This is a genomic window from Pseudomethylobacillus aquaticus (assembly GCF_003730115.1).
In the GTDB taxonomy this organism is placed as follows: Bacteria; Pseudomonadota; Gammaproteobacteria; order Burkholderiales; family Methylophilaceae; genus Pseudomethylobacillus; species Pseudomethylobacillus aquaticus.
On record NZ_RJVP01000001.1, the window covers coordinates 457599 to 479404 of the forward strand.

Annotated in this window: 18 protein-coding genes and 1 other RNA gene; 8 read left to right on the top strand and 11 right to left on the bottom strand. The window is 60.9% G+C overall.

Annotation, left to right across the window (positions count from 1 at the left end; genetic code table 11):
• The first annotated feature begins 58 nt into the window (after positions 1 to 58).
• Complete coding sequence (locus ED236_RS02135; RefSeq protein ID WP_123236278.1) at positions 59 to 844, top strand: enoyl-ACP reductase FabI; 786 nt, start codon at positions 59 to 61, stop codon at positions 842 to 844.
• Between the two features lie 596 nt (positions 845 to 1440).
• On the opposite strand, the gene ED236_RS02140 is transcribed toward ED236_RS02135, so the two are convergent.
• The 8 genes from ED236_RS02140 to ED236_RS02175 all read right to left on the bottom strand — a co-directional run bounded on the left by ED236_RS02140 (position 1441) and on the right by ED236_RS02175 (position 9710).
• On the bottom strand, positions 1441 to 3339 hold the full coding sequence (locus ED236_RS02140; protein ID WP_123236279.1) for a SurA N-terminal domain-containing protein: 1899 nt from the start codon (positions 3337 to 3339) through the stop codon (positions 1441 to 1443).
• A 178-nt stretch (positions 3340 to 3517) separates the two neighbouring features.
• Positions 3518 to 4177 carry a tetratricopeptide repeat protein gene (locus ED236_RS02145; RefSeq protein WP_193726049.1) on the bottom strand — a complete coding sequence of 220 codons (660 nt, stop codon included), beginning with the start codon at positions 4175 to 4177 and terminating at the stop codon, positions 3518 to 3520.
• On the bottom strand, positions 4174 to 5010 hold the full coding sequence (locus ED236_RS02150; RefSeq protein ID WP_123236280.1) for an SDR family oxidoreductase: 837 nt from the start codon (positions 5008 to 5010) through the stop codon (positions 4174 to 4176). The genes ED236_RS02145 and ED236_RS02150 overlap by 4 nt, the downstream gene beginning before the upstream one ends.
• Positions 5001 to 5759, bottom strand: a complete 759-nt coding sequence (locus tag ED236_RS02155) for an iron-containing redox enzyme family protein (protein WP_123236281.1) — start codon at positions 5757 to 5759, stop codon at positions 5001 to 5003. Before ED236_RS02155 ends, ED236_RS02150 begins: the two co-directional genes overlap by 10 nt.
• Positions 5746 to 7263 carry an AMP-binding protein gene (locus tag ED236_RS02160; protein WP_123236282.1) on the bottom strand — a complete coding sequence of 506 codons (1518 nt, stop codon included), beginning with the start codon at positions 7261 to 7263 and terminating at the stop codon, positions 5746 to 5748. Before ED236_RS02160 ends, ED236_RS02155 begins: the two co-directional genes overlap by 14 nt.
• Positions 7263 to 7997, bottom strand: a complete 735-nt coding sequence (locus ED236_RS02165) for a thermostable hemolysin (protein ID WP_123236283.1) — start codon at positions 7995 to 7997, stop codon at positions 7263 to 7265. The genes ED236_RS02160 and ED236_RS02165 overlap by 1 nt, the downstream gene beginning before the upstream one ends.
• Before the next feature lie 220 nt (positions 7998 to 8217).
• Entirely contained in the window at positions 8218 to 8697 is a 480-nt protein-coding gene (locus ED236_RS02170; RefSeq protein ID WP_240031990.1) for a hypothetical protein, read from the bottom strand.
• 11 nt (positions 8698 to 8708) lie between these two features.
• Positions 8709 to 9710 carry a hypothetical protein gene (locus tag ED236_RS02175; protein WP_123236284.1) on the bottom strand — a complete coding sequence of 334 codons (1002 nt, stop codon included), beginning with the start codon at positions 9708 to 9710 and terminating at the stop codon, positions 8709 to 8711.
• 169 nt (positions 9711 to 9879) lie between these two features.
• Between ED236_RS02175 and ED236_RS02180 the strand changes: the two genes are divergently transcribed.
• The 5 genes from ED236_RS02180 to ED236_RS02200 all read left to right on the top strand — a co-directional run bounded on the left by ED236_RS02180 (position 9880) and on the right by ED236_RS02200 (position 18065).
• Positions 9880 to 11568 carry a sensor histidine kinase gene (locus tag ED236_RS02180; RefSeq protein WP_123236285.1) on the top strand — a complete coding sequence of 563 codons (1689 nt, stop codon included), beginning with the start codon at positions 9880 to 9882 and terminating at the stop codon, positions 11566 to 11568.
• Positions 11565 to 12920 carry a sigma-54-dependent transcriptional regulator gene (locus ED236_RS02185; protein ID WP_123236286.1) on the top strand — a complete coding sequence of 452 codons (1356 nt, stop codon included), beginning with the start codon at positions 11565 to 11567 and terminating at the stop codon, positions 12918 to 12920. The genes ED236_RS02180 and ED236_RS02185 overlap by 4 nt, the downstream gene beginning before the upstream one ends.
• 63 nt (positions 12921 to 12983) lie before the next feature.
• On the top strand, positions 12984 to 14888 hold the full coding sequence (locus tag ED236_RS02190) for a polysaccharide deacetylase family protein (RefSeq protein ID WP_123236287.1): 1905 nt from the start codon (positions 12984 to 12986) through the stop codon (positions 14886 to 14888).
• The gene (locus ED236_RS02195; RefSeq protein ID WP_123236288.1) at positions 14885 to 16633 is read left to right on the top strand and encodes a hypothetical protein; all 1749 of its coding nucleotides are present in this window, start codon (positions 14885 to 14887) and stop codon (positions 16631 to 16633) included. The genes ED236_RS02190 and ED236_RS02195 overlap by 4 nt, the downstream gene beginning before the upstream one ends.
• A 70-nt stretch (positions 16634 to 16703) precedes the next feature.
• A complete protein-coding gene (locus ED236_RS02200; protein ID WP_123236289.1) occupies positions 16704 to 18065 on the top strand; it encodes a TAXI family TRAP transporter solute-binding subunit in 1362 nt (453 codons plus the stop codon).
• Positions 18066 to 18136: 71 nt separating this feature from the next.
• On the opposite strand, the gene ED236_RS02205 is transcribed toward ED236_RS02200, so the two are convergent.
• From ED236_RS02205 to smpB, 3 genes are all read right to left on the bottom strand, one after another.
• Positions 18137 to 19402 (bottom strand): multidrug effflux MFS transporter, encoded by a 1266-nt coding sequence (locus ED236_RS02205; protein WP_193726050.1) that lies wholly within the window; start codon positions 19400 to 19402, stop codon positions 18137 to 18139.
• A 485-nt stretch (positions 19403 to 19887) separates the two neighbouring features.
• Positions 19888 to 20252: a transfer-messenger RNA gene (gene ssrA, locus ED236_RS02210) on the bottom strand.
• Positions 20253 to 20351: 99 nt separating this feature from the next.
• Positions 20352 to 20801, bottom strand: a complete 450-nt coding sequence (smpB, locus tag ED236_RS02215; protein ID WP_123236291.1) for an SsrA-binding protein SmpB — start codon at positions 20799 to 20801, stop codon at positions 20352 to 20354.
• A gap of 148 nt (positions 20802 to 20949) precedes the next feature.
• Between smpB and ED236_RS02220 the strand changes: the two genes are divergently transcribed.
• On the top strand, positions 20950 to 21381 hold the full coding sequence (locus tag ED236_RS02220) for a type II toxin-antitoxin system RatA family toxin (protein ID WP_123236292.1): 432 nt from the start codon (positions 20950 to 20952) through the stop codon (positions 21379 to 21381).
• A gap of 32 nt (positions 21382 to 21413) precedes the next feature.
• Positions 21414 to 21734: an RnfH family protein gene (locus ED236_RS02225; protein WP_123236293.1), complete on the top strand. Its 321-nt coding sequence runs from the start codon at positions 21414 to 21416 to the stop codon at positions 21732 to 21734.
• Positions 21735 to 21806 lie beyond the last annotated feature (72 nt).

Genomic DNA, 21806 nt, shown 5'->3' on the forward strand with positions numbered 1-21806 from the left:
CCAACATACATAAAACGTGACGCCAGCCGTGCGATCACGCCTCAGGAAGGACACATTCATGGGATTTCTCGCCGGAAAACGCGCACTCATCGTCGGCTTGCTCAGCGACCGCTCCATCGCCTACGGTATCGCCGAAGCCATGCGCCGCGAAGGTGCTGAACTGGCATTCACCTACCAGATGGACCGCTTTCAGGAGCGCGTCACCAAGCTGGCTGCCAATTTCGATTCCTCCATCATCCTGCCCTGTGACGTCGCCGACGACGCGCAGATCGACAACCTGTTCGTCGAACTCGGCAAACACTGGGATGGCCTGGACATCATCATCCACTCGGTCGCCTTCGTTCCCAAGGTGGCACTGGATGGCGACTACCTGGATTCGGTCACGCGTGAATATTTCCGTGTGGCGCATGACGTCAGCTCCTACAGCTTCGCCGCACTGGCCAAGGCTGGCCTGCCCATGATGGAAGGCCGAAACGGCAGCATGCTCACCGTGAGCTATCTGGGTGCAGAACGCAGCCTGCCCAACTACAACGTCATGGGCCTGGCCAAAGCCAGCCTGGAAGCCGGCGTACGTTACATGGCACAAAGCCTGGGTCCCAAGGGCATCCGGGTCAATGCCGTATCGGCTGGCCCGATCAAGACCCTGGCGGCTTCCGGTATCAGTGGTTTCGACAAGATCCTGGGGTTCAACGAGAAGCACGCACCACTGCGTCGCAACGTCACCATCGAAGAAGTCGGCAATACCGCCGCGTTCCTGAGCAGTGACCTGGCCTCCGGCATCACCGGCGAGATCACCTATGTGGATGGTGGCATGAATACCACGGTCGCGGCTGTGGTAGGTTGATGGTCATTACGGTGCTGGCCTGAGCTCAGGCCAGCACTTGAAAACAAAAAACGGCACCGCGCGGTGCCGTTTTTATTGATGGCCGCCAGGCAGGGTGGAAGCGCTTTGGCAATCCGCCGGAGCAGGCTTTCAGGTGGCCAGCATGCACTGGTCATTGTGCTTCTTATGGAATTTCGTTACTTGCGGAATTTCGTCACGGCGCACCGCAGGCGGGTGCGCCCTGCCACTACCATGACGACTACCAGCAGTACCTGTCATTCGCGCATATGCCTGAACGGGCTAGCCAGACCGACCATCTCAGACCACCAGATGCGTCATTCCGGCGCAGGCCGGAATCCAGGCAAGCGAGCTGAACCGGGAGGCTGAATCGAGTTACTGAATCAGTCAAGGTAGGGCGGACTCGCTTTAGCAGTAAGCCGAATAAAGCGGCTACACGCGGCGCACGATAGACAACGTACTTACATGCGTCACACACAACAAAAATGGCACCCTGAGGTGCCATTTTTGTTATTCACTCAAGCCAGTTTTCAACTAGCTCTATTTTTTAGCCAGCTCTCATTTTTATCTAGCCCGGGCTATCCCGCAGGATAGCGGCATCAAGGCTGCACAGGGTCGAGCAGCTTGGTGTTGATCTTCACATCGGTCTTTTTGCGCAGTGAACTGACGTAAGCCGCGACATATTCAGCCGACAAGGCCGCTTGCAGTTCCAGCTCTGCTGTCTTGTTCTCCGTGGCATCATCGCCCAGCTCGCTGGTCACCGATTGCACCTGCATGAGCAGATAGCCCTTGTTGCCATCCACCGCGCCGCCATAAGCAGGCAGCTTGGACGCGTCCAGCTTGAACAGATGCGACATGGCCAGGTCGGACAAGCCCTGTGCTTCCTTGCGGGTGATGGTCACTGGCGGGATCCATTCCAGCTCGTCATGTGCCTTGCCATTCTTGAGATCTGCCAGGATAGCCTCGCCCTTTTCCTTGGCCAATTTCTTGGCTTGCTCCAGCTTGAGGAACTCCTCGATACCCGCTTTCACTTCTTCAAAACTGCGCGCCGCCGCTGGCTTGTATTCCAGCACACGGGCAGACACCAGCGTGTTCGGGCCGATCTCGATCGCTTCGGTATTGCGCTTGTCTTTCAGCACATCATCGCTGAACACTTGCTGCATCAGCTTTTCGCTCTTGAAGAACTTGGAACCGTCATTGCGGGTCAGCCAGTCCGAGCTCTGGATCTGCAGACCAAAGGCTTCAGCCGCCGGCTGCAGGCTGGAAGATTGCTCATACACCATATTGCTGAAGTTCTCGGCCTGCTCCGCGAATTTGGCCAGTGCCTTCTGATACAGCAGTTCGGCGCGGATATTGAGTTTCACATCGTCATAGCTTTGCGACTGGCCGCTGATCTCGGTGAGTTTGATGATATGAAAACCGAATTCGGATTCGACCAGATCACTGATCGCGCCCGGTTTCATGGTGAACACGGCCTCATCAAAGGCCTTGACCATGGTGCCACGCGAGAACAGGCCCAGATCGCCGCCCTTTTCTGCGGAGCCCGGGTCTTGCGAGAACTTCACTGCCAGCTCTTCGAACTTGGCCGGGTTGGCCTTGACTTGTGCCAGCACATCTTCTGCCTGCTCACGCGCCTTTTTCTTGTCAGCTTCACTGGCGCTCACGCCGAAACCGATCAGGATATGGCTGGCACGGCGCTGTTCATCGCCCTGGAATTTGGCCGCGTTCTCGTCAAAAAAGCGGCGCATCTCGTCGTCCGTGACTTTCATGCTGGCGATCAGCGTGTTGGCTGACAGCATGGTGAACTCCAGCTTCACTTGCTCAGGCACGCGGAAGCGGTCTTTATGTTCGTCGTAATACTTTTGCACGTCTTCAGCAGTGACCTTCACTTGCGGCAGGAAATCCGCGGCATTGATCTCGGTGACGCTGACATCACGCTGCTGATACACGGTCTTCAGGGTTTGCTGTGCCAGCGTGGTGGGGATGAACGCCAGCGCCGCAATGCCATCACGTGCCTGGCCGACCAGCAGGTCGTTACGCATGCCCTGCTCGAAACGGCTGGGGGTCAGACCATTCTGGCGCAGGATGCTGTCGTAGATCTCTTGCGAGAATTTCTCGTCACGCTGGAATTCCGGCATGCCGCTGATGTACTGACTCAGGGCCTCGTCGCTCATGTAGAAGCCGGCTTTGCTGATCTCGGCACTCAACAGCTTGCTGTTGATCAAACGGTCCAGCACCGCCTGCTTGGTGGCCGGGTCATCCAGCATGGCCTGATCCACTTGCTGACCTTCGGCCTGCATCTGGCTGCGCAGGTTCTGCATGGCGTTGCTGTATTCCTGCGCGGTCACCGTCTGCTTGCCTACTTCGGCGACTGCCACGCCGGAACCTGCTCCGGTCAGGTAGGAGTCGATACCAAACAGTGCGAACGGAATGGTGATGGCAGCCAGAATGGCCTTGGCCAACCAGCCTTTGGTATGTTCACGAATTGCTTCCAACATAAAAATACTCTCTCGGTTGAATGACAGCGTTTACGAGCAAAAAAACGTCCAGAATATACTACAGATCGCCGCCTTACGACAGCAAATCACCGTAGTTGTTGCATGCTGGCGCTGTCTTAGACCCTGCTCGCCATGCCGTCATTGCCCACCCGCAGCGCTGGCCCCTCAGCCAGAAGTTCTAGCGCAACTTGCTGCTGGCAAGGGCCAGGCCCGCTTTGGCTTCGGCACGCCGGCCAGCATCGGCATCCTCACGACCCGCCCGATCTGCCGCCGCCAATGCCTTGTTGTAATGCTGCACGGCCAGTGCATAGTCGCCCTGCGCAGCCAGGAAATCCGCATAGAAATAATTAGGGTCTATGCCGTCCGGGTTCATCTGCAGGGATTTTTCCAGATAAGCACGCGCTTTCTTCTTGTCGCCGAATCCGATAGGCCAGCCCGGCACCTTGTAATGCAACGAGCCCAGCGTGGTGTAGACCGAGCCCTGCAAGGCGGCCGGATCCTTCTTTTCGGCTTCCAGCAACAGGTCGCGTGCCTGTTCCGCCAGCTTGAGCGCACCCAGCCCTCCCTTGGCCTTGGCATAGCTGCTCAGGATGATGGCTTCCCAGATCAAACTCTCGGCAGAACGTGCCTGCTGTTGTGTAACCTCGTGCGCACGCTCGGCCAGTGTCTGCAAAGTCGCTTCACGCGTATCGTCACTGCTGGCGTAGCTGGCACTGGCCCAGCCGTGCTGCAGGTTGACGATGTCCTGCGACAGCGACTCGGCGGCCTGAACTGGCAGCCCAGCGATACTCAGGCAGAACGCTACAATCAATAATTGGTTTTTTAGTTGCTTGCTCATGCGGAATCTCCATTGATAACAGCGGGGTAAACATAATGACGGGCGATCCTGGCCTGCTTGCGCAGGCCCTGACTGACCAGTTTGGGTAGCACACCATTCAGCCAGGCAAACAAGGACTCGGGCTGCCCCAGGTAACACTCTTCCTGACGCGCCAGCACTGCCTGCAGAATACGTTGGGCCACCCAGTGCGGTGCATCCTGTGTGGTGCCCGTCGCTTGCATCATGGCAGCGGCGCGGCTGTCGTTGATGCGGGTGCGCACTGCGCGCGGCGCGACATAGCTCACATCCAGCGGGCCATCGGCCAGCTCGCGGCGCAGCGCCTGTGAAAAGCCGCGCATGGCGAATTTGCTGGCACTGTAGCTGGCGTAGTAAGGGAAGCCGATGGAGCCGTACATGGAGCCGATATTGACGATATGCCCACGCTGCTGATGCAGCATCTGCGGTAGCAAAGCCCGCGTGAGCAGCATGGGCGTGGTGACGTTGACCTGCATGATGTCGCTGATGCGCGCCGGTGATTGCTGCTCATAGGCGGTGAAATCAAGGATACCGGCATTGTTGATCAGCATGTCCACATGGCCCAGTTGCTGCAGCGCGGCATCGGCCACGCCCTGGGCAGCATGCACATGGCGGAAATCCGCGACGATGGTGACCGCCTGTGCACCTGACACCGGCGCTGCGGCAGCATCCACCTCATGCTGCAAGGCTTGCAGGGCTGATCTGTCATGGCAGACCAGCGCCAGCCGCGCACCCTGAGCCGCCAGCAGCAGCGCCAACTCGCGACCTATGCCGCCAGTCGCGCCGGTCAGCAGGATATGTTGATTGTTCAGGCGCATGCTGCCAGTGCCTCCGTTTTGCTGGCTAGCGGGATAAAACGCGCTGCCAGATCGCGGAAGATGTTGCCGTACAGCTGATAGAACATGCGCGCACTGTGGATCAGCTGGCGCTGATCTTCTGCATCGGTGATGCGGTTGACCAGGCCTGCATAGAATTCGGTGTGCCCCACATCCAGCGCACCGTGCGAACTGAGATAACTGAATGCACGCGGACTCAAGCCCAGGCTGTCACGTATCGCCGTACCGGCCTGCGAGGCCATGGCGGTGCTGGTGCCTTCCAGTACCAGCACCATGCCCAGAAAAGCAAGCGGGTTGATACGGTGGATGGTGTCGTAGACGTAGGCCACCATGAGCTCGGTGGCAGGGCCAGGCCTGCCCTGCCGGACTTGTTCGGCATCGGCTCCGCAAGCGGCGATGTCATTGAGTATCCACTCCTGGTGCCCCAGCTCTTCTTCTATATATTCGGCCATGCCGGTGCGCAGCCATTCGTAACGCTCCGGCAAGCGGGAACCGCATGCCATCAGCAAGGGCACCGTGTGTTTGACGTGGTGATAAGCCTCGGTCAGAAAAGCGATATAGGCATGCAGGCTGACCTGCCCTGCTGCACCTGCGCGCAGCAGGGGCAACTGTTGCAGTTGCTGGCGCTCAAGCTCGGTGGCCTGCAGCAACTGCTCATAGAACGAAGGCGGTTGAAAATGCGCTGCTTCAAAATGTGCTACTTCAAAATTAGATAACTCAGACGTGCTCATGTAGAACTTCCTCATAAAGTGCATTGATCTTGTGTTGATAGGCTTGCCAGATCTGGTCGCGACGCAAACGGAAGTTGGCCGTCAGCTGCTGATTGGCGGTGCTGAACGGCGCATCGGCGCGGCGCCAGGCGGTGACGCGCGCGTAATCCGGCAAGGCGGCGTTGATCATCTGGATGCGGGCATCGATCTGGGTGTCGCTAGCACCACTGGCCGCGACGATCAGCGCCACATTGTATGGACGCGCTTCCCCGAACAGGGCGGCCTGGGCGATCTCCGGGCTTTGCACCAGCTGGCTCTCCACCCATTCCGGCGAAACATTGCGGCCGAACGACGTGATGAACATGTGTTTCTTGCGGCCGTGGATATGCAGATAGCCCTCTGTATCCAGGTAACCCAGGTCACCCGTGGGCCAGTAATCGCCATCGTTACGCAGCAAGCCGTTGTAACCCAGCATGGTGGCGCCCGATACCATGATCTCGCCATCAGCCGCGATGCGTATGCGCACATGCGGCAGGGGTTTGCCCACGCTGCCGGGGCGGCGTGCCGTCATGGTGTTCAATGCCACCACAGACGCGCACTCCGACAAGCCATAGCCTTCGTACACCGGTAGGCCCACCGCCTCGGCACGCTCCAGCAAGCTGACGGCCACAGTGGCGCCGCCCACCGCGATGAAGCGCAACCGTTCCGACAGGGTGTGACCCGCCTCGGTCAGCTGCACCACCGCCTTGAGCAGCTCAGGCGTCAGCACCAGGGTGGAAGGTTGTCGCTGGCGCAGCGTATTGAGCAGCAAACCGATCTCCAGGTGGCTGGCCCCCGGCAGCCCCAGCTGGCTGCCCGGCAACAGGGTCACACTAGCGCCTGCCATCAAGGGCACATACAAGCCGGCCAGGTTCTCCAGCAAGGTGGATAAAGGCAACACACTCAGATGCTCATCCTGTGCGCTGGCAGCCGTACTGAGCAACAGGCTGTGCACCACCTGCTCAATGGCGTTCAGGTCCAGACATACCCCCTTGGCATTGCCCGTGGTTCCCGAGGTGTAGGTCAGCTTGCAGCAACTCACGGGCAACACCGCCTGCATGCGCGGCGCGATCTCGAACTCGGTCAGCCAGCGTTCCGCCACCAGATAACGCGAGCGCTTGAGTATCTGCACACCACCTGCCAGCAAGCGCTGCTCCATGTCGATGGGCTGGTCACTGATCACCGTGCCTACGCCGGCATCGCGGATCACATGCAACTGCTGCGCCTCGGAGAAAAAGCCGGGCAGCGGCACCAGCACGCCGCCTGCGGCGAGCACAGCCAGGTCCACCATGGCCCAGGCCGGGTCATTGTCCATGCACAGCGCCACCACCGCAGGCCCGCTGCGCGCAAAGCGCTGCTGTAAACGCAGCACCGCGTCAGCCAGTGCCTGATAGCTCCAGGTGGTATGGGCTCCGCGCAGCGCTGTCCGGTCTGGCGTTCGTACTGCATGCTGGCGTATGGCGTGCAGAATGATGGAGTCGCGCATCACTGCACCTCGTCGTTAAGCAGCGGCTGCTGACGCTGTATCGCCATCACCAGGGGTTTTTGCTGGTAATAGCTGCCCCAGGCCGCGCGTTCATGCGCAGGCAGCCGCTCTATGCTGGCCGTGCCTAGCGGGTGCAGCTGCATATTGAGCTTGGTCAGGGAGTTGCGCAGCGCCGAGATGCCGGTGAACACCGCCCAGCGCGTATCCGTGCCATGCAGATACAAGCTGATGGCAGCCAGCAGGCAGCGCGAACTGGAAGGCTCACCCACAGCCAGGTTACCGATCTCGATCAGCTGCTCACGCGGCACCTGCTTGCCGGTGGCGAGGGCCAGGGCCTGCTGCACTGGCATGTCCAGATAGCGTTCCAGGAACAAGGGCGTGCTGTCGGCATGCCGTAAGCCGCACACGGCCAGCAGATCGCCGTGCGCATCACGCAGACTCAGCAATTGCGGCATGAAATCACGCACATCCGCACCGTAAGCCCGCTTGAATATCTGATGGATATAGCCTTGCAGCTCGGCACGGTCGGCGGCGTCCGGGCCGGACATGGTCACCGTGACCTGCTGCGGACCATGCAGGCGGACATCAGCGTGATGACGGCTCTGGGCATGCTGGCGGCCCTTGCCATGCTGATGCACTGGCATGCAAGGCAAGTCGAATGCAGGCAGCGCCAGCGTGGTGCTAGCCTGGCCGGATGTAGTCAGAAAAGAAGCGGGTTGATGCAGCGGTAGCATGCGACGATCTCCAAATGAATGATGGAGATAGCGCAACCGTCATGCCATGCTGGCCCGCTGCTGCAGGCACAGCACAAAGTGCCAGGCTAAATTTTATTCACCATAACTATCATAGAGTTAGTGAAAAAATACTGGCGATGAAGTCAAGAATCAATCGTGTTTGGTAAGTAAAGCATACTTTTTTTGCGTGGCACATCCCTGCAAACCATGCAGTCTGCAATCATTGCGGGGTGGCGTCGGCACACTCCGGCCGCTCGCTGCGTCGCCCGTCTGCATCCAGCCAGAGCAAGACCTTGACGCGTTTGTCGACCGCACATGCGGCTACATAGCCGATCGCGCCGCTGGTTTCCGCCACATAGCGCAGCATGCCTTCCGATGAGCCCACCACATGCGGTGGCGAGATGCCATGGAAGTACTGCTCGTTCCAGTATTCCACCTGCGATTCAGGCAAACCGCCCAGCAGCTGCCGTGAGAACTGCCTGCGCAGCGGGTGCTGTGTGGGGAGATTAGCCGGGTGCACGGGCTTGCCATTGGGCCAGTACAGCTTTTTACGCAGATAGATCAGCCCGATGTCGGCTAACTGCATGGGCTTGATGCTGTCTGTGCCCGATACGATCACCGCCATAGGCTCGTCGGCATGGCTGGCCTGAGCCGCCAGCAGCAGGCTGCACATCAGGGCTGTGAATATGGGCTTGAGCATCCGCACGGGCATCAGAACAGGATGGCAAACGAAGCCAGCAGGCCCTTGGGCGAATCCGGGCGTTCTTCATCCCCGCCTACATATTCGACCTTGACGATACGACTGGGCGCCACTTTCCAGGCGGCACCGATCAGCCAGCGGTCACTGGAGCCATCACCGGCACGCTTGTAGTTCTCCAGCCTGCCCACCGCGAACCAGCGCGGGGCGATGGGCGCCACCGCTTGCAGGTAGCCACCGCTGCCACCGTCGCCGCCACTGGTGAGCCAGCGCTGGAACAATTCGCCACTGATCTCCCAGCCAGCATAGCGGCTCAGGAAATCCACGCCCATCAGCCGGTAGCGCTGATTGCCTGCGGTGCTCTCATTGAATTCCAGTGCAGACAGGCCGAACTCGGTACGGCCGGTGAGGTTGAGCCGGCCGCCCGCCGTATTGCGGTACTCCAGCTCGTCACGGTCCACCTGCTGGTCCTTGAGCGCCTCGGCAAACACGGTATATTCCAGCACGCGGGTCTCGAATGGCACCGCGCCGAACAGCATCAGGCCATTCAGCGCCACGGGAAACAGCTCCCGCGTGGCCAGCGGCCGTGTGGTGGTCCACACCAGCGGCGCGGCGTGGATCAGGTTCCAGCGCCCGACCGGCGTCAGATAACGGCCGGCCCTGAGATTGAAGGTCTCGTTGATGTTGTAATCAAAGTACAGGCGCTCGACATCGAGCACGGAGTCCTGATCGGTCAGGCCCTTGCCGGATTCCCAGCGCACTGGCTGTTCGATCTCGATCTCGGAAAAGAACTTCCAGCGGCTGTCACCAGACCAGCTGATGAGCAGGCTGAGCTCTTCCAGCGAGGCTTCGGCGCGGCCGCCAGGGTGCAGGTTGGCTTGGACACTGCTGTAACCGCCCAAGTGAAAGCCTTCCAGCCAATCCGACGTCAGCCCATCCCACCTGGGTTCTGCAGCGTGTGCCTGCAGGGCGAGCGCGGACAGCAGGATGAATCCCCACCAACGTATCGCATGCATTTTGTGCCACTCCTTGCCTTGAACCGGCGAACATTCTAATCTTGTTTGGCTGCTTATTTTGTTTGGCAGCTTAGCTCTTGTTTCACTGATCAGCATCGCACAACCATGATGGCCAGATTACGCCAAACCGAATGAGAACCACAGTGCCCGCTTTATACTTGCCTGCCACATGCTGAACAGACTCAAATCGCTGCCTATCCGTCACCTGCTGTTGGCGGCCTTCCTGCTCACCGGCCTGCTGCCCAGCGTGCTGGTCACCGGGCTCGCGTTCCATGAAGCAGGCCATGTGCTCACCACCGAGATCGCCCACGATCTGGAGACGCGGGCGCGCGCCAGTGCCGATGACATAGACCGCGTGATGTTCGAGCGTGTGCAGAACGCCGCCTCCTGGAGCCGGCTGGAGATCATGCAGGAATTCCGCGTGGACGATGTGGACAAGCGCCTGTCCAAATTCCTGGGTGAGCTCAAGACCAGCTACCAGCAAGTGTATGACGCGCTCTACGTCACCGATGCGCAGCTGCGCATCATCGCCTCCAGTGAGCCGCGCAGCCTGGGCCGCCCTCTGTCAGTACCTCCGGACTGGCTGCATATCCAGCTCGGTGGCACCGATATCCACCTATCACGCCCGTATCACCAGCAACTTTACATCTCGGCACGCATCACCGACAGCATCGATGCCGGCCAGCCCGGCAAGCTGGTAGCCGTGCTCAACTGGCAACAAGTCAGCCGCATCCTCGACGATGCCGTGTCCGGGCGCACCTCGGCCGTGCTGCTGGACAGCGCTGAGCAGCCACTGGCCGCGACCGCCGGCTGGCAGGCGGAGCAAACCATGGCCAGCATCACCGCCAGTGCGCTGAACCAGGGCTTTCAGGGCCTGACCGAAGTACGCTGGCGCGTGATCTTTTCCCAGCACAGTGAAGAAGCGCTGGCGCCAGTGCGGCGCATGGGACTGATCTTTCTGGGCCTGCTGCTGGCCACGCTGGTGCTGGCCAGCGTGATGGCGGTGCCGGTGGCGCGCACCCTGTCGCGGCCACTGGCGGCACTCACTGCGTTCGCCCAGCAATTCATACGCTCCGGTGCCAGCCTGCAACCACCGGTGGGTGGGCCGGCCGAGATCGACAGCATGGCGCGCGCCTTCGGACAGATGATCGCCGACCTGGAACGCTCGCGTGCCAACCTGACCCGCGCCGCCAAGCTGGCAGTGGTGGGCGAGATGGCCGCCGCCATGAGCCATGAGGTACGCACACCGCTGGGTATCCTGCGCTCTTCCGCGCAACTGCTGCAGCGCGAACCCGCGCTCACGCCCGAAGGCCGCGAGCTGTGTGGGTTCATCATCAGCGAGACCGAACGCCTTAATCGCCTGGTGACCACACTCATCGACGCTGCCAAGCCACGCCCGCTGGAATTCACCACCACCGACTTGAGCCAGCTGGCCCGCCAGACCAGCGCCATGCTGGCCGCGCAGGCACAGAAGAAGTCCATCACGCTGAGCTGTCCAGGCACTCGCCAGGTGGTGTGCCAGTGCGATGCCGAGCAGATGACGCAGGTGTTGCTCAACCTGCTGCTCAATGCCATCCAGCTATTGCCGGAAGGGGGTCACATTGAAGTGCTGCTCAGCGAGACCGATCATGAGGTGTTGATCAGCGTGGCCGATGACGGGCCTGGCATCCCGCCCGAACAGCGCGAACTGGTGTTCGACCCCTTCTTCACGCAGCGTCCGGGGGGCGTGGGCCTGGGCCTGGCGGTAGTACGCCAGATCGTGCACGCCCATCTGGGCAGCATCAGCGCCAGCGAGAGTAGAATGCACGGAGCATTGTTTACCATCCACCTGCCCAAGCTGAAAGTCGAAACAACGTGAACGAACAAAAACGCATCCTTGCCGTGGACGACGAGCCCAGCATGCGCCGCCTGCTGGAGATCGGCCTGCGCCAGGCCGGTTATCAGCCACTGCTGGCCGCCAATGGCCGTGAAGCGCTGGACCTGCTGCGTCAGCAAGGGGCCGACCTCATCGTCAGTGACCTGCACATGCCGGGCATGGGCGGCCTGGATCTGCTGCGCGCCCTGCGCAACGACAGCAACGACATCCCGGTGATCATCGTCACGGCACAGGGCGAGATCGGCACGGCAGTGGACGCCATGAAGCTGGGCGCTTCCGATTACATCCTGCGCCCGTTCGACTTGGACACGCTGGAGATCGCCATCGACCGTGCGCTGTCGCTGACGCGACTCAAGCTGGAAAACCAGTTCCTGCGCGATGAAGTGGAGCGCGATGCCAGCGATCTGATCGGCGACAGCGCGGCCATGCAGCGCGTGAAGCGCGCCATCCAGCAAGTGGCCCCGGAAAAGGCCACCGCCATGATCGTGGGCGAGACCGGCACCGGCAAAGAGCTGGTGGCGCGCGCAATCCATCAGTTGTCGCCGCGCAAGGACGCGCTGTTCGTGGCCGTCAACTGCGCCGCCATTCCGGGCGAGATGCTGGAATCCGAGCTGTTCGGCCATGCACGCGGGGCCTTCACCGGCGCCATCAAGGACAGGGTGGGCAAATTCGAACTGGCCGATGGCGGCACCTTGTTCCTGGATGAAGTGACCGAGATGCCCATCGCGCTGCAAGCCAAGCTGTTGCGCGCACTTCAGGAAGGCGTGATCGAAAGGCTGGGCAGCAACCGCCCCACGCAGGTGGATATCCGCATCATCGCGGCCACCAATCTGGACCCACTGCAGGCGGTGAAAGACGGCAAGCTGCGCGAGGACTTGTACTACCGCCTCAATGTGTTCCGCATCGAAGTACCGCCACTGCGCCAGCGCCTGCAGGACATCCCGCAGCTGGCGGCGTTCTTCCTGCGCGTGAGGCAAGGTCAGATCAGTTCGGACAGCATGCAGGTACTGCAGAGCTATCACTGGCCCGGCAATGTCCGCGAGCTGCAGAACGTGCTGGAGCGTGCCGCCATCGTCAGCGGCCAGCAGACCATCGCGCCTGAACACCTGCCTGCCGACCTGCTGAGCCACAGCCTGCCCGCCCAGCATGCCGTGCGCTTGGAAACGGAAATGCTTTCCTGCAGCCTGCCCGACGCCATCGAGGCACTGGAACTGCGCCTGATCAAACAGGCGCTGCAACAATCCGGGGACAACAAGAGCCGCGCCGCCAAACTGTTGGAGATCAGCGAACGCTCGCTGTGGTACAAACTGGGACGCTACAAGATCGGAAGCTAGCCGCATGCATCACCCCTACCTTCACACCACCAGCCAGGCACTCATCTGTGGAAGGTGCCAGGCATGACCCTACGCCGCTACTTGCTGCTGGCCTTGTTGATCGCCCTTGGTCTGGGCTGGTGGCTGTGGCAAGACAGATCGCCGCTCAGCCCGGTCTACGTTTTCAATGGCGTGGTCGGGCCCAGCCACAAGACCGTGCTGCCACCACCCGCACCTGCCATCTGGAAAGACCATGATCAGGGCAGCCAGTCGCGTCTGGCCATCCTGCTCACCGACCCGGATTCCGCCTGGCTGGGGCTGGTGCACGGCCTGCGCAGCATGGGCGTGCCGCTGCGTATCACACGTGATTACAAGGAAGCGCTGCGTCACCGCGTGGTGCTGGTCTACCCCACCATCTCCGGGCGTGTGCTGCCTGCCGAAGCGCTGCAGGCGCTGATCCGCTTCCCGGAAAAAGGCGGCACGCTGATCGGCGTGAACGTGGAAGGCGGTGGTATGGCCGCCACCTTCGGCTTTACCGACATCGCACCGGCACGCACACGCCAGGCCTTCACGCTGGATGCCAGCCACCTGCGTGCGCAGCAATTCGATGATGCGCTGGAACGCACCGTGCCCTTCTCCAACACCGCCTCGGGTGCCGATGCCGCCGGCAGCCTGGGCTATCTGGGCGCGCAGGCACCGCTAGCCAGTTTCGAGGATGGCAGTGCCGCCATCACCGCGCGCAGCCTAGGCAGCGGTCATGCTTATGCCTTTGGTGTGGATATCGGCTTCATGCTGCTCACCGGCTACAACAACCGTGAGCAAGGCGTGGCGCGCAGCTATGTGAACCGTTATGAACCCGCGCTGGATGTGGTGCTGCGCCTGTTGCAGGACATCTACCGTCAGGGCGAACCTCATGCCGTGACGCTCAACCCGGTGCCGCAGGGCAAATCACTGGCGGTGGTGATCAGTCACGATGTGGACTACACCACCTCGCTGGCCAACGCCAACGCCTATGCCGACTACGAGACTTCGGTGGGCATCAAGGCCACCTACTTCATCCAGACGAAATACGTGCGCGACTGGAACGATCAGGTGTTCTTCAATGAACAAGGCCTGGAGCCGCTGCGCAAACTGCGCGCGGCCGGTATGGAGATCGGCAGCCACAGCGTGGCGCATGCCATGGATTTCCACCGCCTGCCGCTGGGCAGCGGGGACGAGCAATACCCGGCCTACCGGCCATTGGTGCGCGACAAGGAAAAAACCGAGGAGGCCACCATCCTCGGCGAGCTGCGCGTCAGTCGCTTCCTGCTGGAGCACTTCCTGCCGGATTACCAGATCAACAGCTTCCGTCCCGGTCACTTGCGTAACCCGTATGTATTGCCACAAGCGCTGCAGGCCACCGGCTATCAGTTCAGTTCCTCGGTCACCGCCAACAACTCGCTGACCCATCTGCCCTTCCGTCTTACCTACAGCCGCGAAACCGCCGCGCCCAGCGCCGTGTATGAGTTTCCGGTCACCATCGAGGACGAATCCGCGCCGCCTCTGGGCAGCCGTTTACCTGAAGCGCTCAGGCTGGCGGAACGGCTGGCACGTTATGGCGGTCTGTTCATGGTGTTGATCCATACCGACATCACTGGTCACAAGCTGGAGTTCGAACGCGGCCTGGTAGAGGCGCTACGCCCCACCGCCTGGTTCGGCACGCTGGGTGACTATGGCCGTTTCTGGCAGGCGCGCGACCGCATCGGTGTGGATATCCTGCCCAACGGCCAGCAACTGGTGCTGCAACTGAGTGTGCCCGTGCCCGTGGACGGCCTGAGTCTGGATCTGCCCATGGGCTACCGCGCGGTGACAGCCAGCCCGTCTGGCGTCAGCTACACTCAACAAGGCGCACGACTCGTTATCGACAAACTCACTGATGACGCCACGCTGACGCTGGTGCGTGACGGTAGCCGGCCGTATGCGAATGTGCCGTTTGGAAGCCGACCATGAGGCGGGCCAGGCAACTGGCCCTGTGCACTGTCAGCCTGCTGGGTTTGCTGATGACTGAACCCGCTTCGGCAACCTGGCTCAGCCTGTGCGATGCCAATACGCTGCCTCCGGGTGCGCAGCTGCTGGCCAGCTATGCTTCCACCTCGGGCAGCAAGCGTGCGCTGGTGCTGAGTGACACGCCACCGCCATGCAACACCGTGCAGCTGCCCGTCCCGGCCAGCCAGGTCAGCGATGGCCGTTTACTGTCGCCCGGCCTCGCCAAGGCTATCCAGCAGGGGTTTTCCCTGACCGGCCAACAAAGCGCAGAGCGTTTTGCAGCCAGCGAAGTCGCTGCACCCGAAACGGCATCCGACCCCAGCCAGCTGCCACTGGACGTGGCCTTGCTGCTGCAGGTGAAGGCAGTAGCGTTCGGGCATGAAGAGCGGGTCAGCGTCAGCCAGCATAACGGTCAACTGCAACTCAGTTGCCAGGCCGGCCACAGCCCGGCGGGCGTGGTGTTGCAACTGCCTTACCGTGGCCTGCCCGGTCAAGTGGCCATGCAACTCCGTGCGCAGTACCGCGCCAGCGCCGGGTTCGAGATCGGCATCTCGGACAGCCCGCGCCAGCAACGCGGTGACCCGCTGACGCTGGGCGCACTGCCCGCCCGTCAGTCACTAGCCGCCTTGGCTATCGCCGGGCACACGCCTAGCATATCCATGCCCATGCCCACCCAGCCACTGGATACGGGCAGCGTGCAATCGTTCACCATCGCTTGCCCGGTGCAGGCCGCCACCCTAGAGCTACAAGACTTGCGCATCCTGCCCGCCAGGCCTGCCAAGCCAGCCGGGAGAAGCCTATGGGTATGGCAACCGGCCGCCTGGATGGATGAGCCGCATGTTCTGCTGAACAAGTTGAACAAGGCCGGTGCCGATAGCGTGTTCATCACCGTGCCAGTCGATCTGGACAGCGGGCTGGTTGCGCAGCCCGACACGCTAGCCGCCTTTGTGAAGCTGGCCCGCCAGCAAGCGGTCAAGGTATGGGCGGTGGTGGGTGACCCAGGTGCCGTGATAGCTGATCAGCGCGCAGCATTCGCGCGTCTGCCTGCCGCTTACCGGCAGTACAATCGCGCCGTTGCTGCGGATGCACAGCTGGCTGGCGTGCAGTTCGACATCGAGCCCTACCTCAACCCTGGCTATGCACTGGACCCGGCAGCCTGGCATGAGGCGTACATCAGCACGCTCACGCAACTGAAACAGGTGGCTGACATGCCGGTGGATATTGCCATCCCGTTCTGGTGGGCCACGCAGGACACCCCGCAAGGCACGCTGCTCGACAGGCTGGCGCCCGTGGTAGACGTGGTCAGTGTGATGAACTACCGCACCCAGGCTGCGCAGATCAAGCAGCTGGCGCAGCCATTCCTGGAATGGGCCGCGCACCATGGCCGGCAGGTGCGCATAGGCCTGGAATCCGGGCCTATCCCGGACGAAGTGCAGCGCCATTACCGCCCCTGGCAGACCGGCACAGCGCTGATGGTCACGCTGGGAGCACAGCAGGTGCTGCTGCAACTGACTGAGCCGGTGACGGTAAAGCCCGCTCAAGCTGGCCTGCAGCCGTTCCGTTTCTCGCATGAAACGCCAGTGCCCGGCAGCGCCACCACCTTCGCCGGCAAGCGCAGCGCACTGTTGGCGCTGTTACCGGAACTGGAAACGCTGTGGAGCGCCTGGCCCGGCTTTGCCGGCATCGCGCTGCACGAATTTGAACCTTGAACACCGTGAATGTTTGGATCGCCAATGCCGGCCATGATGCTGATGGCCGCTACGCCACAGGAACCCGCCCATGACTTTGAAACAAATGATCGCCAGCAGTTTTGCCCGCCTCACCGACCTGTACGGTCGCAGCTTCATCCATAGCCTGATCGTCATTGCAGGCTGCGGCCTGGTGATCTGCGTGCTGGTATTCAGCTTCATCAACGCTGCCGCGCCCACCAGCCTCACCATCGCCAGCGGCCCGGAAGGCAGCTCGTTCAGCAAGAATGCCGAGAAATACAAGGCCATCCTCGCCAAGGAAGGCGTCAAGCTCACCATCGTGCCGTCGGAAGGCTCCACCGACAACCTCAACAAACTCACTGCCAAAGGTAGCAAGATCGACGTGGCGTTCGTGCAGGGCGGTGACACGCAAGGCCCGGATGAAAACAAGGTGGATACCAGCAAACTGATGTCGCTAGGCAGCATCTCCTATCAGCCGCTGTTCGTGTTCTATCGCGGTGAAGGGCGACGCCTGTTGTCGGACTTCCGCGGTGCACGCCTTTCTGTGGGTCAGGTCGGCAGCGGCACGCACAACCTGGCCATGACACTGCTCAAAGAGAATGACATAGACAGCGACAATACCCGCCTGCTCAATGAAAGCCCGGCCGAAGGCGTGGATGCGCTGATGCGTGGGGAGATCGATGCACTGTTCGTGATGGGTGACTCTGCTTCGGTGGACCTGATGCGCAAGCTGGTGCAATCGCCAGGCATCAACATCTTCAACTTCACCCAGGCCGACGGCTATACGCGCCGCGTGAAGTACCTGAACAAGCTGGTGCTGCCGCAGGGCTCGCTGGACCTGGGCAAGAACATCCCGGTCAACGACCTGTACCTGGTGGCGCCCACCGTGGAACTGGTGGCCCAGGACGATCTGCACCCGGCGCTGTCCGATTTGCTGCTGGAAGCGGCACGTGAAGTGCACGGCTCGGCTGGCCTGTTTCGCAAGAATGGCGAATTCCCCACCATCCTGGAGCACGACATCCGTATCAGCCCGGACGCCACGCGTTACTACGCCTCGGGCAAGAGCTTTCTGTACCGCACTTTTCCGTTCTGGCTGGCCAGCCTGATCAACCGCGTGCTGGCGCTGCTGGTGCCCATCTTCCTGTTGCTGATCCCCACGCTCAAGATCGCGCCCATCATCTACCGCTGGCGCTTCCAGTCGCGCATCTACCCCTGGTACAAAGTGTTGCTGGAGATCGAGCGCGAGACGCTCAGCGTCAACATGAGCAAGGAAACGCGCGCGCATCTGGTAAAAAAGCTGGACCACATCGAGCAGTCGGTGAACAAGATCAAGATCCCGCCTTCATTCGGCGACATGCTGTACGGCCTGAAAGGCCATATCGACTTCGTGCGCAGCCGCCTTGGCAGCACAGACCCGGAACCCGTCGGCTGAGCTGCCAGCGCTGAGCCTAGCAATATTGGGCAGGCAACGTTAAGCCAGGACGGCATCTTTTGCGCTGCGCCCTACTCCACCGTCTCCCAGGCATTCACCGTTTTGGGCGGCAGCACATGATGGTCATGGTAGTAACGCCCACCCAGCCATAAACACAGGCCGATACTGGCAAACGCGAGTTGCCCCAGCGCCAGCCACAACACCGAGTGCACCAGGAACGGCGCGGCGATGCCCGACATGGCTGCGCCCAGCATGGTCTGTGTGAACGACTGGCAGGAGGCCACCGTGCCACGGATATGTGGGAACAGGTCCATCACCAGCAAGGTCAGCGTAGGCGCCACCAAGGACATGCCGAAGGTGTAAAAGAACAGCGGCAACACCGACCAGGGCACCGCAGGCGGCATAAACAAGTGGTACACCACGTTTGCCAGCGCCGCGCCTATCAACAGCGTGTAGCCCATCAGCATCAGCCTGGAGATGGCCACCCGGCCTGCCATCCGGTTCGCACTCAGCGCACCCAGAAAGATGCCCGCCACCGCTGGCACGAACTGCCAGGCGAACTGGTCCGGCCCCAGCCCAAGATGACGCGTGATGAACACGGGCGCCGCCGCCACATACAAAAACAGCCCGGCAAAGTTGAAGGCGATGGCCCCGGCCTTGAGCTGGAACGGCAGCGAGCGGAACACCTGCCGGTAACTCTGCCATAGAAAATGCGGGTTGAACGGCGTGCGCTGCTCGGGCGGCAAGGTCTCCGGCAACTTGCGGTAGCAAACCCAGAACAACAGCACGCTGTAGACGAACAGCGACAGGAAAATCACTCGCCAGTCGTAGGCCTTGACGATCCAGCCACCAAAGATGGGCGCCACGGCGGGCGCGATGGCAAAGATCATGGTCACCAGCGACAGTAAGCGCGCTGCAGCCGCATCTGCATACAGATCGCGGATGATGGCGCGCCCCACCACCACCCCGGCCCCGGCCGACACGCCCTGCATCACGCGGAACGCCCACAGATACTCGATGCTGTGCGAAGCTGCACAACCCAGCGTGCCAATCGCAAACACCGCCAGCGAGATCAGGATGATGCTGCGCCGTCCCATCTCATCCGACAGCGCACCATGCCACAGGATCATCACCGCAAACGAGAACATGTACGCCGTCAGCGTCTGCTGCACACCCACCAGATCCGCGCCCAGCGACAACTCGATGTTGGGGAACGCGGGCAGGTAGGTATCCACCGAGAACGGCCCCAGCATGGCCAGCGCGGCCAGGAGGATGGCCAGGCCGTTCTTGCTAGGCATGGGGATGGGTTTGCGTGCCGGGGTTTGGTCTGGAGTCATGACGGGACTATAACAAATTAGCGATTAGTGCTCTTGTTGGCCGGTATTCGACCTAGCTGGAGTTGATTGTGGTCGGCCGGGCGAACCCCAACGGGAGTTCTCATCTACATTGGAGCTTCTTGATTGGGGAAATCGGCCATCCTGGCCAGCCAGTGCGCCTGCATGCGCACTGTCGTTCGCAGGCTCGTCGCATGCGACTCGAAACCGCTGCTCACCCCCCGTCCCGTGGGTTCGATACGCTCAGCGGCACGCATAAAACAAAACAGGTCACCACAAGGGTGACCTCTTTTGTTTGTTTGGTGGAGCCGGGGGGAATGTGTCAGTCTCGCCTAAGGGCGATCCTGCCATCTTTCGCTACGCTCAAGACCGTGCTTACGCACGTCCAGCCGACCAGTGGTCGGCTAGTCGAACCCCAACGGGAGTTCTCATCCAACCAGGCCTTTCAAACAAACAAAAGGCCACCCGAAGGTGGCCTTTTGTTTGTTTGGTGGAGCCGGGGGGAATCGAACCCCCGTCCGCAAGCCCTCCACAGACAGTTCTACATACTTAGCTGTGTTGTTTGATTTAACCTGATGCACACCAACGAGCAAGCAAACAGCAGGCGAGTCACCTTGGATTTAATGGTGTATCAAGTGACCCGATACAACACGATCCTCTCTATATGACGCTGCTGCGGGTTTTACCCCGCCCGACCGAGAGGCTCTTCGGTGCAGCGTTCAGCCGGGATTAAGCGGCTAAAGCGTAAGTTTCGTCGTTTGCGACTATACTTTTTCTAGTTTATTTACGAGGTGACTAGGCCTCGGTATGCCCTGCACTGCTTTGCAACCCACGTCGAAACCTGGTCGGCCCCAATGTGTATTACTGTTTTACGACTGCACTTGTGCGTACAAGTTGCGGTCGGTCCGTGATTATACGCCGGTTTGACGGCGTACCCGGCGATTTCCTGCACTCACTTGTTGTGGGCACGCATGATGCGGCCTTTTTCGCGTTCCCAGTCACGCTCTTTCTCGGTGTCGCGTTTGTCGTACTGCTTCTTGCCCTTGGCGAGGCCGATCTGGATCTTGATGCGGCCGCGCACATAGTGCATATCCAGTGGCACCAGCGTATACCCGGCGCGCTCGACCTTGCCGATAAGCTTGGCGATCTCTTCCGAATGCAGCAGCAGTTTGCGCGTGCGGATGGCGTCCGGGCGCACATGCGTGGAGGCGGAGCCTAACGGCGTGACGTGGCAGCCGATCAAATAGATCTCGCCACGCTGGATGATGACGTAGGCTTCCTTGAGGTTGATGCGGTTATCGCGGATGGCTTTGACTTCCCAGCCTTCCAGCACGATGCCCGCTTCGTACTTCTCTTCAATGAAGTAGTCGTAAAAGGCTTTTTTGTTCTGGGCGATGCTCATGAATTCATTTTACCTGTGTCCGCGCGTGCGCTGCGGTTGCCTGCGCCGTCCCGGCAACATGTCTCAAGCTCACAGACTCTCAAGGTCAAAGACTTAAGCGCGACGGAATCGGCTAAAATCGTTATTTTACTCTAGTTGAATTGTTGCAATGGCGCAGGTTGAAAAAAGCGTGCTGGTCGGCCACTCCGCAGAGCGTATGTACACGCTGGTGGATGACGTGCAGCGCTACCCGGAGTTTCTGCCCTGGTGCGGCGGTGTGGATCTGCTTGAGCGCTCCGAGCAGACCACCACGGCCACGCTGCACATCGCCTATCACGGCATCAAACAGCATTTCACCACGCAGAACGCCAAGACCTTCCCCAGCCGCATGGACATCAAGCTCAAGGACGGCCCGTTCCGTCATCTGGAAGGCGTATGGCACTTTATCCCGCTGGGTACAGAAGCCTGCAAGATCGAGTTCCGCCTCAATTACGAGTTCTCCAACGGCTTCCTGGAGAAGATCATTGCGCCGGTGTTCAGCCACATCGCCAACACCTTTGTAGATTCTTTCGTGACGCGCGCTGACCAACTCTATACCTGACATGCCCCGCCCCATCTGCCGCGAGAAGCCTTATGCCTGACCGTATCACCGTGGAAGTCGCCTACGCGCTGCCCAGCGAGCAGCTCATCATTCCCGTGCTGGTGGCGCCGGACACCACCGCCGAAGCCGCCGTGCGCCTATCTGGCATCCTGGAAAAATTCCCGGACATCGACCTCAATGTGAACAAGATCGGCATCTTCGGCAAGCTCACCAAGCTGGATACCGTGCTGCGCGCGCACGACCGCGTGGAGATCTACCGTCCCCTGATCGCCGACCCCAAGGAAGTGCGCCGTCAGCGTGCCGCCGAGGGCAAGGTGATGAAAAAAGGCGGCGGTGAGGCTGGCACAGAGTAAACAGCGGCGCGCCTGGTTGCGCTGGCGGCCTGGATACGCAAGCCGCCTGGCGGCGCAGACGGCTTTGGCGGC

Bases quoted from the DNA above. Each gene is read 5' to 3' on its own strand.
- smpB (WP_123236291.1), bottom strand. From the start codon at position 20,801: ATGAGCATCGCCCAGAACAAAAAAGCCTTTTACGACTACTTCATTGAA.
- ED236_RS02135 (WP_123236278.1), top strand. From the start codon at position 59: ATGGGATTTCTCGCCGGAAAACGCGCACTCATCGTCGGCTTGCTCAGC.
- ED236_RS02145 (WP_193726049.1), bottom strand. From the start codon at position 4,177: ATGAGCAAGCAACTAAAAAACCAATTATTGATTGTAGCGTTCTGCCTG.
- ED236_RS02140 (WP_123236279.1), bottom strand. From the start codon at position 3,339: ATGTTGGAAGCAATTCGTGAACATACCAAAGGCTGGTTGGCCAAGGCC.
- ED236_RS02190 (WP_123236287.1), top strand. From the start codon at position 12,984: ATGACCCTACGCCGCTACTTGCTGCTGGCCTTGTTGATCGCCCTTGGT.
- ED236_RS02205 (WP_193726050.1), bottom strand. From the start codon at position 19,402: ATGACTCCAGACCAAACCCCGGCACGCAAACCCATCCCCATGCCTAGC.
- ED236_RS02220 (WP_123236292.1), top strand. From the start codon at position 20,950: ATGGCGCAGGTTGAAAAAAGCGTGCTGGTCGGCCACTCCGCAGAGCGT.
- ED236_RS02150 (WP_123236280.1), bottom strand. From the start codon at position 5,010: ATGCGCCTGAACAATCAACATATCCTGCTGACCGGCGCGACTGGCGGC.
- ED236_RS02200 (WP_123236289.1), top strand. From the start codon at position 16,704: ATGACTTTGAAACAAATGATCGCCAGCAGTTTTGCCCGCCTCACCGAC.
- ED236_RS02175 (WP_123236284.1), bottom strand. From the start codon at position 9,710: ATGCATGCGATACGTTGGTGGGGATTCATCCTGCTGTCCGCGCTCGCC.
- ED236_RS02195 (WP_123236288.1), top strand. From the start codon at position 14,885: ATGAGGCGGGCCAGGCAACTGGCCCTGTGCACTGTCAGCCTGCTGGGT.
- ED236_RS02225 (WP_123236293.1), top strand. From the start codon at position 21,414: ATGCCTGACCGTATCACCGTGGAAGTCGCCTACGCGCTGCCCAGCGAG.
- ED236_RS02160 (WP_123236282.1), bottom strand. From the start codon at position 7,263: ATGCGCGACTCCATCATTCTGCACGCCATACGCCAGCATGCAGTACGA.
- ED236_RS02155 (WP_123236281.1), bottom strand. From the start codon at position 5,759: ATGAGCACGTCTGAGTTATCTAATTTTGAAGTAGCACATTTTGAAGCA.
- ED236_RS02180 (WP_123236285.1), top strand. From the start codon at position 9,880: ATGCTGAACAGACTCAAATCGCTGCCTATCCGTCACCTGCTGTTGGCG.
- ED236_RS02165 (WP_123236283.1), bottom strand. From the start codon at position 7,997: ATGCTACCGCTGCATCAACCCGCTTCTTTTCTGACTACATCCGGCCAG.
- ED236_RS02170 (WP_240031990.1), bottom strand. From the start codon at position 8,697: ATGCTCAAGCCCATATTCACAGCCCTGATGTGCAGCCTGCTGCTGGCG.